The sequence below is a fragment of the Corallococcus terminator genome, assembly GCF_049194865.1.
Classification (GTDB): domain Bacteria; phylum Myxococcota; class Myxococcia; order Myxococcales; family Myxococcaceae; genus Myxococcus; species Myxococcus terminator_A.
Window position 1 is genome coordinate 134,135 of record NZ_JBLZWL010000002.1, and the last position, 11,770, is coordinate 145,904.

12 protein-coding genes are annotated in these 11,770 nt (G+C 69.2%); 2 read left to right on the forward strand and 10 right to left on the reverse strand.

What is annotated here, in order from left to right; all coding sequences use genetic code 11:
* Window positions 1-281: 281 nt before the first annotated feature.
* The 10 genes from ACN469_RS02670 to ACN469_RS02715 form a co-directional block, all read right to left on the reverse strand.
* The gene (locus ACN469_RS02670; protein ID WP_498764275.1) at window positions 282-632 is read right to left on the reverse strand and encodes a DUF2019 domain-containing protein; all 351 of its coding nucleotides are present in this window, start codon (window positions 630-632) and stop codon (window positions 282-284) included.
* Window positions 629-1,819, reverse strand: a complete 1,191-nt coding sequence (locus tag ACN469_RS02675) for a hypothetical protein (RefSeq protein ID WP_498763832.1) — start codon at window positions 1,817-1,819, stop codon at window positions 629-631. The genes ACN469_RS02670 and ACN469_RS02675 overlap by 4 nt, the downstream gene beginning before the upstream one ends.
* A 319-nt stretch (window positions 1,820-2,138) precedes the next feature.
* Entirely contained in the window at window positions 2,139-3,203 is a 1,065-nt protein-coding gene (locus ACN469_RS02680) for a M20/M25/M40 family metallo-hydrolase (RefSeq protein WP_498763834.1), read from the reverse strand.
* Window positions 3,190-4,056 (reverse strand): [LysW]-aminoadipate kinase, encoded by an 867-nt coding sequence (locus ACN469_RS02685; protein ID WP_498763836.1) that lies wholly within the window; start codon window positions 4,054-4,056, stop codon window positions 3,190-3,192. Before ACN469_RS02685 ends, ACN469_RS02680 begins: the two co-directional genes overlap by 14 nt.
* Complete coding sequence (locus ACN469_RS02690; protein ID WP_498763838.1) at window positions 4,053-4,832, reverse strand: SDR family oxidoreductase; 780 nt, start codon at window positions 4,830-4,832, stop codon at window positions 4,053-4,055. Before ACN469_RS02690 ends, ACN469_RS02685 begins: the two co-directional genes overlap by 4 nt.
* Entirely contained in the window at window positions 4,810-5,808 is a 999-nt protein-coding gene (locus tag ACN469_RS02695) for a sulfotransferase (RefSeq protein WP_498763840.1), read from the reverse strand. Before ACN469_RS02695 ends, ACN469_RS02690 begins: the two co-directional genes overlap by 23 nt.
* Before the next feature lie 16 nt (window positions 5,809-5,824).
* Window positions 5,825-6,865, reverse strand: a complete 1,041-nt coding sequence (gene argC, locus ACN469_RS02700) for an N-acetyl-gamma-glutamyl-phosphate reductase (RefSeq protein WP_498763842.1) — start codon at window positions 6,863-6,865, stop codon at window positions 5,825-5,827.
* On the reverse strand, window positions 6,862-7,713 hold the full coding sequence (locus ACN469_RS02705; protein ID WP_498763844.1) for a RimK family alpha-L-glutamate ligase: 852 nt from the start codon (window positions 7,711-7,713) through the stop codon (window positions 6,862-6,864). Before ACN469_RS02705 ends, argC begins: the two co-directional genes overlap by 4 nt.
* Entirely contained in the window at window positions 7,710-8,750 is a 1,041-nt protein-coding gene (locus ACN469_RS02710; protein ID WP_498763846.1) for a transketolase family protein, read from the reverse strand. The genes ACN469_RS02705 and ACN469_RS02710 overlap by 4 nt, the downstream gene beginning before the upstream one ends.
* Window positions 8,747-9,556: a thiamine pyrophosphate-binding protein gene (locus ACN469_RS02715; RefSeq protein ID WP_498763848.1), complete on the reverse strand. Its 810-nt coding sequence runs from the start codon at window positions 9,554-9,556 to the stop codon at window positions 8,747-8,749. Before ACN469_RS02715 ends, ACN469_RS02710 begins: the two co-directional genes overlap by 4 nt.
* A 174-nt stretch (window positions 9,557-9,730) precedes the next feature.
* On the opposite strand from ACN469_RS02715, the gene ACN469_RS02720 reads away from it, so the two are divergent.
* Both ACN469_RS02720 and ACN469_RS02725 read left to right on the forward strand, forming a co-directional pair.
* Window positions 9,731-11,416, forward strand: coding sequence for an AMP-binding protein (locus ACN469_RS02720; RefSeq protein WP_498763850.1), 1,686 nt, complete (start codon window positions 9,731-9,733; stop codon window positions 11,414-11,416).
* 28 nt (window positions 11,417-11,444) lie between these two features.
* Window positions 11,445-11,711: a phosphopantetheine-binding protein gene (locus ACN469_RS02725; protein ID WP_498763852.1), complete on the forward strand. Its 267-nt coding sequence runs from the start codon at window positions 11,445-11,447 to the stop codon at window positions 11,709-11,711.
* Window positions 11,712-11,770: the final 59 nt, after the last annotated feature.

The following is an 11,770-nucleotide window of genomic DNA, read 5'->3' on the forward strand; positions in this document are numbered from 1 at the left end:
GCCAGGGCCTCGCGTCGGACTCTCGTTCCCCGCCGCTGCATCGCCACGGAGGGCGCGGGAGCCAACACCGAGAACGCGCGCTCCACCGCCGCCTTCACCAGCTGTTGCTGCTCCACCAGGTGCTCGTGGACCAGTCGTTCAATCTTCGATTCCAGCGTCGCAGTGGGTTTCGTTTGCATCCGCCACGGGTTGCACACCGCGACGACGGCCTCAACACCACCCCTGAACGGTTACCCACGAACTTCTCCTCCGCACCAGACGGGGCGCGGCGAGGAGTTACGTTACTCCGGGTCGAGACTCCAGGCGCCTTCCGCCCAGCGCTTCAACGCCTCCTGAGCCTCAAAGGGAATGAGTCCTTCTCCCGTTGCGGCTTCTTCGAGCACGGCTTTGGCTTCTGCGGTTCTGTAGCGAAGCAGGTAGGTCGCAGCGGCGGTGCGCACGTCCATCCGAGGGTGCGAGAACAACTGGGCCAGTGCGTCCCGCCCTGGATCTCCATGAGCGCGCAGTTTCTTGAACGCGGCGATGTACCGATTCGCATGCTTGTTCCCGGTCTTCGCATCACCGCGCCAGATGGCTTCCTTCTGCGCAGCGACGTTCTCCGCGAATTCTTCGACCAACTGCGAGAGCGTCATCGCCATAGACCCTTCCTCACGTTCTCCAGTGCCCTGAGCCCAAATTCGCGTTGGGCCTCATATGACTGGGCGCGAAGCCACTGCCTCACCGTGAAGACATCGGAGCCAGTGGCGGAGATGTTCTTCGACGAATAGAACGCGCTCACCCTGGTGTGAAGTTCCTTGTCGAGCGCGACGATGTTCTCCGTGTTGTGGATCGCCTTCGGGCCGAATCGCCCCACGTTGCCGTCGGTCTGCTCGACGATGTGGTGCCACTCCTTCCCCTGCCCCGCTGGCCCCATCGCTCGCTTGAAGGACTTGAACGACGAGTAGGACTTCATGCCGGCAGGGCCAGCGGATGTTGTCGAACCCGAATCGCCCCCCTCCCCTGCTCGCCGAAGGATGATGGCTGCTCCCGGACCGCCGCTCAGCACCGCCGCCGCACGCCCCACCGGCACCGCGACGCGTCCCATGACGAGCGCGCCCTGGGCAGATAGCGACAGCACCGGCACCTTGGCCATGGTGAACGTCGCACCTTGCAGCGTGCGAGTTGCCGCCGACGCCGTGCCCCAGGTGGCGATGAGGCTCGTCACCAACTTGGAGACGGTCTGAATCTGCTCGCCACGCGTCATGTACTCGAATCGCTCCAGATACTCCGGCGAGGAGGCCAGCAGCGCCGCCACAGCGGCAGGCATCTGACTCAGCGCCGCGAGGTTGTCAGAGGGCGACGTCGAGAAGAACTGCCCTACCGCCAGTGCCAGTTCGACGAAAGCCTCTTCAGCTCCGTCCAGTGAGCGGCTCACGTAGTCCGCATCGTCGTGGACGTCCGCGAAGGCGCCGCCTCCCGTTTCCTCCAGGCGTGCGTTCAACTGCCGGAAGACGCCGCCCTTGCCCGAGTAGAAGACACCCAGCTCGAACTGGCCGGCCCGGAAGGCACCGTCCTTCCACTCCACAGGGCCCACGCGCTGCTGGGTCTGCCCGCTGCGCACCCACGCGAGGCATCCATCAGGACGCAGCACCGCCAGTTGTGTGAAGCGCCCGATCCTCCGCACCAACTCGGCGCGCGACACTTCGCCCGCGTCCAGCACCTCGCGAAGCATGAAGCCCACCGCGACGCGTGCCGGGAACTCCCCCAGCGTCACGTCCTTGTCGAGCAACACCTCCAGCAGTCGTGCGGCCTGCGTCGCCGTGAGCGCGTCACCAGACAAGGGTCGCGAGTCGCGGTCCTCCAGCCCCGCGTCACGAAGCAGCGCGTCGAACGCATCGCTCCGCTGTCCTCGGGGATGCCGAACCTCCGTTCCCCCTTCTCCGAGGAATGCGGAACGCTGCTGGAAAGTGTCCCTGCGAGTCGAGGGTTCAACTCCCGCGCACCCCGCAACGAAGAGAGCAGCGCAAAGCACCCAGAGGCCACCACGCATTCGTCACCCCCAGTCGGGAAGGAAGAGGACTTCAATCCCGGTGCCGTCGTGTTCCCGGTCAAGACTATCGTCCGATATATCCATGCCGTGAACGTGCCCCCCAAGCCCTTCAGCCCGACTTGTTCGGCAGCAGGGCCAGCACCCGGGCCAGCACGGCGACGCCCTCTTCGTACTCGGGCAGCTCGATGTGCTCGTTCGGCGTGTGGTCCAGGGTGGAGTCCCCCGGGCCATAGGCGACGGTCGGCACGTTCCACGCGTCCGCCACCGTGTTCCAGTCGGACGTGCCCGTCTTCACCCGAAGGGTGGGACGCGCGCCGCGCTCGCGGATGGACTGCTTGAAGGCGCGCGTGAGGGCGTCGTTGCCCTCGGCGGACACAGCCTGCTTGCGCGACACCGTCTTCACGGCCACATCGGGGACGTCGGTGAGACAGGCGAGCAGCGCGTCCACGTCACTGCCAGGCCCCGTGCGCACGTTGATGTTGGCGGTGGCCCACTCCGTGTCTTCACCGGTGCCCGTCTGGAAGGAGAGCAGCGCGGGGAGGTCCTGCTCGAAGAGGGTGCACCCCTTGTTGCGCTCGTCGCAGCGGCGGCGCAGCACGTTCCACGCGTCGACCAGATGCTCCGCGGGCGCGTGGTAGGCACGGCTCGCGGTGTGGCGACGGGTGGCGCGGTACTCGAGCTCCAGGCGCAGCAATCCCTTGTAGCCCAGGGTGATGCCGTGGGCGCCGCTGGGCTCGCCATTGACGACGAAGTCCGGCTTGTGGTGCTCGCGGGCATGCAGCGCGCCCCGGGTGATGGCCACCTCCTCCTCGACACAGCCCAAGAGGAGGAAGCGCTTGCCGGCGCGCTCCGAGTCGTCCAGCAGCTCCACGGCCTCGATGAAGGCCGCGAGCGCGCCCTTCGCGTCCACCGCGCCACGTCCGAAGAGGCGCGTGCCCTCCAGGCGCACGGGGATTTCACCCGGCACGGTGTCGATGTGGCCAAGCAACGCGATGCAAGTGTCCCCGTCACCCATGCTGGCCACGGTGTTGCCCACCGGGTCCACGTGGGCACGCCAGCCGCGCTGCTCCAGTCGCCCCGCCAGCGCGCGAGAGAAGTCCGCTTCATGGTGGCTGGGGCTGTAGTGCTCCAGCATCCACCGCAACAGCTCCGGGCTCGCCTCACGGGCTCGCATGGTTCACCTTGCCGGAAGAAGTCAGCTTCGTGCCGGCCTCGCCCGCCAGCGCGGACAACACGGGCCGCGAGGTGCCGGAGGCCGTGACATGGACCGCGGACACTCCCGCCGCGAGCGCGCGTCGAGCCGCCTCCAGCTTGTAGCGCATGCGTCCCCTGGCGAAGCCCATGGCGCCCTCCACGTCGTCACTGGCGCGGATGAGCGTCGCGGGATTGGTCGGGTCCTCCAGCAGCCCCGCAACGTTGGAGAGCATCACCAGCGCGCGAGCCCCCATCACCGAGGCAATGGCGGCGGCCACCTGGTCCGCGTCCACGTTCACCAGAATCCCATCCTCCGTCACCGCCGGAGGGCACACGACGGGCGTCTGCCCCGACGACAGCAGTACATTCAGCAAGCGCGAGTTCACCTCGATGATTTCTCCCGCCAGGTGGCTCCGGTCGATGCGCGTGCGCTCGCCGTCCTGAATCTTCAGCGGAGGCCGTCGCCGGGCGACGAGCACCCGGCCGTCCGCGCCGCACATCCCGAGCGCCGAGACGCCCCGGGCCAGCAGCGCGAGCACCGCGCGCTTGTTGACGTCGCCCACCCACGCCATCGTCAAGACGCGCAGCGTGGCCTCGTTCGTCAGGCGCACCACGTTGCCGGAGGCCGTCAGCGCCTCGGTGCGCTCCATGCCCAGCGAGGCCAGCAGGGAGTCGCCGGCCTCGGAGCCACCGTTCACCACGATGACGCGCTCACCCTGGCGTCGCAGCTCCGCCACGTCCGCGCAGACGTTGTCCAGGTCCACGCCCGCGGCGCCGCCAATCTTCACGACCAGCGGCGCGCGACTGTCATCGACCTGGGGCGAGGGACTCATCCGATGACACTCGCTCCACCGTCCACCAACTGCACGGTGCCGGTGATGAACGACGCGCGCTCGCTGGCGAGGAACGCCGCCGCCGCCGCGAACTCCTCCGGAAGTCCCACGCGCTTCAGCGGGATGTGCGCCGCCATGGCCCGCAGGTTGGCCTCCACGTCAGCGCCGCCCGTGCCCGCCGTGCGCTCCACTGGCGGCGTGCGGGTGTAGCCCGGGGCGAGCACGTTGACGGTGACGCCGCAGTCGCCCAGCTCCTGCACCAGCGCGGACGCGAAGCCGACGATACCCAGCCGCGCCGTGGCGGACAGGGCGAAGCGCGCGACGGGCCGCACCACCGTCTCCGAGGTGATGAGCAAGAGCCGTCCCCACTGCGCGGCCTTCATGTACGGCAGCGCCGCCAGCGCCAGGTTGATGGCCGGCAGCATCACCGTGTCGATGGCCTCCTGGTACGCGACGATATCGAACTTCGTGGCCGGCCCCGGCGGCGGGCCCGCGCTGTTCGTCACGACGATATGAGGCCCGCCCAGCTTGCCGGCCACGTCCTCCACCCAGGCGCGCGTGGCCGCGTGCTCACGCAGGTCCACGCGCGTGGCCAGCACCTTGCCGCCACGCGCCAGCCCGCGCAGGTGTTGCTCGGCGCGAGCGAGCCGGTCCGCGTCGCGCGCGCCGATGGCGACGTGCGCGCCTTCCTTGACCAGCTCCTCGGCCACGGCGAGCCCCAAGCCACTGGAACCCCCGGCGATGAGCGCGACCTTATTGGCGAGTCCCAGTTCCAAGTGTCTCCCTCCCTGCGTCACCAGCGTTCACGACGGGCTCCGGTCCTGGAACCACCTGCGCGGGCGCCGGAGGTCTCCGGTAGCCATACCGTCCCGTCAGCGGCCACGAGAGCGCGGAGACCAGCGCCTTCACGCGGGGCGCCAGCTCCTTGCGCCACGCATCGTCACCGGGCCGCAGCAGCGTGGAGCCGCTCAGGAAGCGGTCCGGGTTGCCGGTGACGGTGTGGTTGCGACCGAGCACCACGGTGCGTCCCTTCACCGGGTTGACGGCGCTGTCCTCGCGAATGAGCTTCAGGAGCGAGTCGATGGCCTCGGCCGGCGAGGCGATGAAGTCCTCGTACCGGAGGAACAGCGAGCGCTCCGGGTGGCGCCGCGTCACCAGCTCCGAGGCCACGTTGAAGCCGAACCAGTACGCGGTGCTGCGCGCGGCGGACATCGGGACGACGTACTGCTTCGTCTTCGTCCACGAGTGCGCGACGGCGCGCGGGTCCCGGACCAGATGGAGGTAGTACGGCGAGACTCCGCTCACATGCGGCAGCAGCGCCGCCTCGGAGGGGAACTTGCCGCTGTCGACGATGACGTGGCTGCCGGTGGCCTCGGCGATGGTGCGGTAGGTCTTCGCGAGGAGCTGCGCGTGCTCGTACAGCTCGGGCGAAGGCGTGTCCTGGCGCAGCACGCGCCACGTGTGCCGGGTGCGGACGGTGTCCTGCTGGCGGCGCACCACGCGCAGGGCGTGGGCCTCGGGCGACTCGCCGGGGAGGGCGCCCTGCTCCAGCACCTTGGACCAGAGCGGACACTGGACCAGGTGCGCGCCGCAGCCGCACAGGGTGTTGGAGCCGTTCCCGTAGGCGTTCTTCCACAGGAAGCTCAGCTCGCCCGTGTGGAAGCAGCCCTCCACCTCGTTGAGCACGTTGCCGATGATGGTGCTGCCGCTGCGGCACCAGCCGGTGATGTAGAGGACGGTGAGGGCACTCATGGGCGAGCCTTTCGCGTCAGAGGGGGTGGAGGCCGCGGAAGCCGAGGCCTTCCGTTTCGGGTCTGCCCAGCATGAGATTCAAGGCGTGCACGGCCGTGCCCGCCGCGCCCTTCACCAGGTTGTCCAGCGCGGCATTCACGACGATGCGCCCGCGCTCGGCGTCCACCTCCACCGCGAGGTCGCAGTGGTTGGTGCCCGCCAGGGGCCCTGGCTCCGGGAAGGGGGACGCGCTCGCGTTGGCGCGCAGGACGTGGACGAAGGGGTGCTCGCGATACGTGGACGCCAGGGCGCGCAGCGGCTCGGACGCGTCCTCCAGCTTGCGCGCCGCGAAGGCATGCACCGTGGCGAGCACGCCGCGCACGCTGGGCACCGCCGTCGCGCTGAAGTGGACGACGGGCCGCATGCCGGCGAGGCGCTCGGTGGCGCCCTCGATTTCGCCCGTGTGCCGATGCCCCACCGCGCGGTAGCAGCGCAGCGCGGAGGCGCGCTCTGGATGGTGCGAGGAGCGGTCCGGCGTCGCGCCACCCCCGGAGGAGCCGGTCTTCGCGTCGACGACGACCTCCGGCTTCACCAGTCCGGCGCGCACCAGGGGCAGCAGCGCGAGCAGCGCCGCGTGGGCCATGCAGCCGGGCACCGCGACGAAGCGGGCGTCCTTGAGCCGCGCGCCGGTCCACTCCGGCAGGCCGTAGACGAACTCGGGGAGGTCGGCGGGGCGGGGCGCGCGGGGATACCAGCGCGCGTGCTCGGCGGGCTCCAGGCGGAAGTCGGCGCTCAGGTCGATGATGCGCCCGGCCAGCGCGCTCACCTGCGGCCAGCGGCGGATCAACTCGCCGGAGGGCATGCAGGACAGGAGCACGTCGCACGGCTCCAGCGCGTCATGCGGAGAGAAGCGCGGAGTGGCCAGCCCTCGCAGGTGTGGATGCGGGAAGTCGAGCCGCTTGCCCGCGTGCTGCTCGGACGTGGCCTGGACCACCTCCACCGCCGGGTGGGCGAGCAGCAGGCGCAGCACCTCGCCACCCGCGTAGCCTCCCGCTCCGAGCACCGCGACGCGCGTCATCGCACGGCCTCCACCAGATAGTCCGCCATCAGCTCCGGCAGGGGGATGCCGGTGAACTCGATGCTCCGGGCGAACTCCACGCAGTGGTTGATTTCATTCACCAGAATCTCGCCCTCCCGGGTCTCCAGCAGGTCCACCGCGACCATCTCTCCGCCCACGGCCTTGGCCGCGCGCTCGGCGAGCTTCGCGTGGGCCGCGGGGACTTCGTAGCGCTCCGGCACCGCGCCCCGGGCCGTGTTCGTCACCCAGTGCTCGGAGCGGCGGCGCATGCCACCCACCGCGCCGCCGATGACGTACACGCGCAAGTCGTAGCCGGGCTTGTCGATGTACTGCTGGACGAGCGCGACGTGGTCCTGTGCGCCGCCCATCTCGAAGCGCATGGACATCATCCCCTCGGCCGCGTGCTTGTTGTCCACGCGCGCCACCATGCGGCCCCAGGAGCCTTGCACGGGCTTCGTCACGCAGGGGTAGCCGCGCTGCTCCATCTCCGCGACACAGGCGTCCTGCTCGAAGCCCAGGAAGGACCAGGGCATGGGCACGTCATGCTCCGCCAGCGCGAGCGTGGTGAGCGCCTTGTCTCCGCACGTGGCGATGGAGCGCGCGGTGTTGAACACGCGAGCGCCCTTCACCTCCAGGATGGCGGACAGGTAACGCGCGCGGGTGAAGGACATGCTGCGCATCAGCACCGGGCCGCCGTCCTTCCACGGCTCGCGGTTCAGCGGGAGCACCAGGTCCGTGTCCGAGTGGGTCTCCACGGCGCAGCCGCGTCCGCGAAGCGCGTCGACGAGCATCCGCTCCTCGGTGCGCATCCGCGTGTAGACGAGGTGGACCTCGTGGCGACGCATCATCCCCTCCTGGACCCGGGTGCCATCGCCGCCAGTCGGGGGCGGGGCAGGGCGTTGAGAATCGATTCGACCAGGGCGCCGGCTTCCAGCCCGTGTCGTTGCAGCAGGGCCTCGTGCGTGCCCGCCGTGGAGTCGTAGCGGTCCTGGATGCCGGCGCGCACCACGCGGCGCCCCAGGCCATGGGTGGCCACGCTCTCGCACACCGCGCCGCCCAGGCCGCCGAGGATGGAGTGCTCCTCCACCGTGACGAGCAGCCGGGTGCGCTCGGCCGTCTCCAGAATCGCCTCTTCGTCGAAGGGCTTGAGCGTGTGCAGGTTCACCACCCGCGCGGAGATGCCCTGCGCCTCCAGCCGGGTCGCCACGTCCAGCGAGACGCTCACGCCCACCTCGCCGTGCGCGATGATGCCCACGTCGCTGCCTTCGCGCAGGCACATGGCGCGTCCCAGCGCGAACGCGGGCCGAGCCACCTCCAGCCGGGTGACGCGATTGCGGCCGAGCCGCAGGTACACCGGGCCGTCCAGCTCCAGCAGGGCGCGGGTCGCCTGAATCGTCTCCAGTCCGTCCGCCGGAGACACCACCGTCATGCCCGGCATCGCGCGAAGAATCGCCAGGTCCTCGATGGCGTGGTGCGTGGGTCCGAAGAACGCGCCGGACAGGCCGCCGTAGTCGCAGATGAGCTTCACGTTCGCTCGCGCGTAGGCGAGGCCCAGCCGCACCTGCTCGCACGCGCGCATCGCCCCGAAGGGCGCGAAGGTGTGGGCGAAGACGACGTGCCCGGTGGCGGCCATGCCGCACGCGATGTCGAGCATCGCGGCCTCGCAGATGCCCAGGTTGAAGAACCGTCCTGGGTGCCGCGCGGCGAACGGGTCTCCTCCACCCGCGAGGTCCGCCTCCAGCAACACGACGCGCGGCTCCACGTCCGCCAGTCGGGCCAGGGTGTGTCGGAACACCTGCCGGTTGGGCAGGCCGGGTTGCTCGCGCAGCCAGTCCTGCGGCGACGTGAGCAGGTCGGCGCCGCTGGACATGGTGGAGCTCGTCATGGCGTCACCTCCCCCAGTGAGGCGAGTGCTCGGCGGAGCTGATCGGCGGTGAAGGTCGCGTAGTGCGGCCCCTTGCCGCGAAACATGGGCACGCCCGCGCCCTTCTGCGTCCGGGCGACAATCGCGCGAGGCCCCTCGGAGGGCTCCGCCAGCGCTCGACCCAGCGCGTCCAGGTCATGTCCGTCCACCTCGACGGTCTGTAGCCCGAACGCGCGCAGCCGCTCCACCAGGGAGGCCTGGGAGAGGATGGCCTCCGTGGGGCCGTCGTTCTGCCCACCGTTGCGGTCGACCAGCACGGTGAGCTGCGACAAGCGGTGCTGCGCGGCGATTTGCAGTGCCTCCCAGTTGGAGCCCTCGCCCATCTCCCCGTCTCCACAGACGACGAACACGCGGTTGGCACGCTGCCGCAGCCGATACCCCATCGCCAGCCCCACTCCCAGTCCTACTCCGTGCCCCAGGCTTCCCGTGGGAAACTCAACGCCCGGCACCGCCGCGTTCACGTGTCCGGTGAAGGGACTTCCGTCCGCGTTGTAGCGCTGCACCAGTTCTTCAGTGTCGATGAAGCCGAACTCAGCGAGCGCGGCGTAGAGGCCCGCGGCGGCGTGGCCCTTGGAGAGGATGAGCGAGTCGCGCTCCTCCCAGCGGGGCTCGTCGGGACGGAACTTCATCACCCGCCCCAGCAGCACCACCAACAGCTCCACCATCGACAGCGAGCCACCGAGGTGGCAGCCGACGGACGTGGCGGCGAGCCGGAGGATGGTCCGGCGAATGCGTCTGGCGCGCTCCTCGAGAGATACCTGGACCATGGATTTCTGCGCCTTTCATTCCAAAGTAGGAAACCAAGAGCGCACCCGTCAATGTGAGTGATGCGCTCTTGGGGTGCAGACATGTGAGCTTTCGCCGTCTTGCTGGTTTTGCACGCGTATCGTTATGGTCTCCCGCCGTCGAGAACAGTCTCACGGTGCACGGAGGGTGCGGACATGGACGCACGGTTCGGAAGCGGCCCCTCGTTGGAGCAGGCGGCGCTGTACCGGAGCAAGGGCTGGTGGCGTGACGAGACGGTGCTCGACGACTTGCGTCGCGCCGTGCGGACGCACCCGGACAAGACGGCCATCATCGCGGCGCGCTACTTCGCCAAGGACGTCACGAAGCTGAGCTACGCGGAGCTGGGACGCTACGTGGAGCGTTTCGCGGGCGCGCTCATCTCGCTGGGCGTGGCGCGGGGCGAGCTGGTGGCGGTGCAGCTGCCCAACTGGTGGCAGTTCACGGCGATTGCGTTGGCGTGCGCGCGCATCGGCGCCGTCGTCGCGCCCATCCCTCCGGACTACCGGCGGCGCGAGGTGGAGTTCATCCTCGGCAGGACGGAGTCCTCTGTCTACGTGGGACCCCTGAGCTGGAGCGGGCACTCGCACCGGGACATGTTGCGCGAGGCGTCGCGCGCGCTGCCCGCGCTCAAGCACCGCGTCTTCATTGGCGCGGGCGAGCAGGCGTCGGAGGCAGGCGAGCTGGACTTCGACGCGTACTTCGTCGCCCGGCGCTGGGAGGACGAGACACCGAAGGCGGAGCTGGACGCGCGCTCGGCGCGCCCGGACGACGTGTGCAACGTCCTCTATACGTCGGGGACGACGGGCGAGCCCAAGGGCGTCATCCACTCGCATAACACCAACTTCGGCATCACCCGCTCGCTGGTCGACACCATGGCGCTGGGCGCCGATGACGTGGTGTGCCTGCCCTCGTTGCTCACCGCCTCCAGCGGATTTACCTACCTGTACTTGATGCCGGTGTTGCTGGGCGCGACGGCTGTCTACATGGACGTGGGAGACCCGGAGCTCACGCTGCGCTGCATCGACGAGCACCGCGTCACGTTCATGTATGGGATTCCCACGTATGTGATGAACGTCATCGCCGCGAAGAAGAAGCGGGGCGGAGACACCTCGTCGCTGCGTCGGCTGTCCACCGGCTCCATTCCCGTGCCGCCGCACCTCATCGCCGCGGTGCGCGAGAGCTTCGGTGTCCAGCTGCACACGCTGTGGGGGATGACGGAGAACGGCGCGGTGACGATTACGCGCCGCGAGGACCCGCCGGAGTGGCCCTCCAACAGCGATGGCAGGCCCGTCGACTGGATGGAGGTGAAGATTGTCCCCGCGCTGGCGGAAGACGGCTCGCCGTATCCGGAGGGCACCGGACGGCTGCTCGTCCGAGGGGCGAGCCAGTGCCTGGGCTACTTCAAGCGCGAGGACATCTACCGCGCCTGTGTCGACGAAGAGGGTTGGTTCGACACGGGAGACCTGGCGCGAGACGACGGACGCGGGGGCATCCGCATCGTCGGGCGGCTCAAGGACGTCATCTTCCGCTACGGCCAGAAGGTGCCGGTGGTGGAGGTGGAGTCCGCGCTGTACTCGCACCCGAAGGTGCGGGAGGTGGCCGTCATCGGCCACTCGGACGACCGCATCGGCGGTGAGCGGGTCTGCGCCGTGGTGGTGCCGCGCGACGAGACACCGACGCTGGATGAGCTGCGGGCCCACCTGAAGGGCCTGGGCATGTCGAACCAGTACTGGCCCGACAGGCTGGAGGTCGTCGAGGAGATGCCCAAGACGCCGTCGGGGAAGATTCGCAAGTACCTGCTGCGCGAGCGCCTGAAGGGGCCCTCCGCGAAGGTGGGCTGATCATGTCCCCCATCCTGAGGAGCAACACATGAGCACTGACTCGAGCACCACGCCGTTGGTGCGACAGCTCGCCGGGTATTGGCGCGAGCTGCTGGGGACGGACGTCGTGAAGCCGGAGGACCACTTCCTGGAGATTGGCGGCAACTCGCTGATGGCGACGATGCTGGCCAACCGGATTGAAGAGGAGCTGGGCGTCCAGCTCTCCATGGTGGACCTGTTCAACACGCTGGAGCACGTCGTCGCAGCCTGCGAGGAGCAGCTGCGCGAGCAGGGCCGCACCTTCCCCGCGGCCTGAAGTCCATCAAGGAGGCGGGCCTTCTCCCGCCATTGTCCCCGAGAGACTGTGCGGGGACT

Bases quoted from the DNA above. Each gene is read 5' to 3' on its own strand.
- ACN469_RS02710 (WP_498763846.1), bottom strand. From the start codon at position 8,750: ATGACGAGCTCCACCATGTCCAGCGGCGCCGACCTGCTCACGTCGCCG.
- ACN469_RS02685 (WP_498763836.1), bottom strand. From the start codon at position 4,056: ATGAGTCCCTCGCCCCAGGTCGATGACAGTCGCGCGCCGCTGGTCGTG.
- ACN469_RS02680 (WP_498763834.1), bottom strand. From the start codon at position 3,203: ATGCGAGCCCGTGAGGCGAGCCCGGAGCTGTTGCGGTGGATGCTGGAG.
- ACN469_RS02695 (WP_498763840.1), bottom strand. From the start codon at position 5,808: ATGAGTGCCCTCACCGTCCTCTACATCACCGGCTGGTGCCGCAGCGGC.
- argC (WP_498763842.1), bottom strand. From the start codon at position 6,865: ATGACGCGCGTCGCGGTGCTCGGAGCGGGAGGCTACGCGGGTGGCGAG.
- ACN469_RS02725 (WP_498763852.1), top strand. From the start codon at position 11,445: ATGAGCACTGACTCGAGCACCACGCCGTTGGTGCGACAGCTCGCCGGG.
- ACN469_RS02705 (WP_498763844.1), bottom strand. From the start codon at position 7,713: ATGATGCGTCGCCACGAGGTCCACCTCGTCTACACGCGGATGCGCACC.
- ACN469_RS02670 (WP_498764275.1), bottom strand. From the start codon at position 632: ATGACGCTCTCGCAGTTGGTCGAAGAATTCGCGGAGAACGTCGCTGCG.
- ACN469_RS02715 (WP_498763848.1), bottom strand. From the start codon at position 9,556: ATGGTCCAGGTATCTCTCGAGGAGCGCGCCAGACGCATTCGCCGGACC.
- ACN469_RS02720 (WP_498763850.1), top strand. From the start codon at position 9,731: ATGGACGCACGGTTCGGAAGCGGCCCCTCGTTGGAGCAGGCGGCGCTG.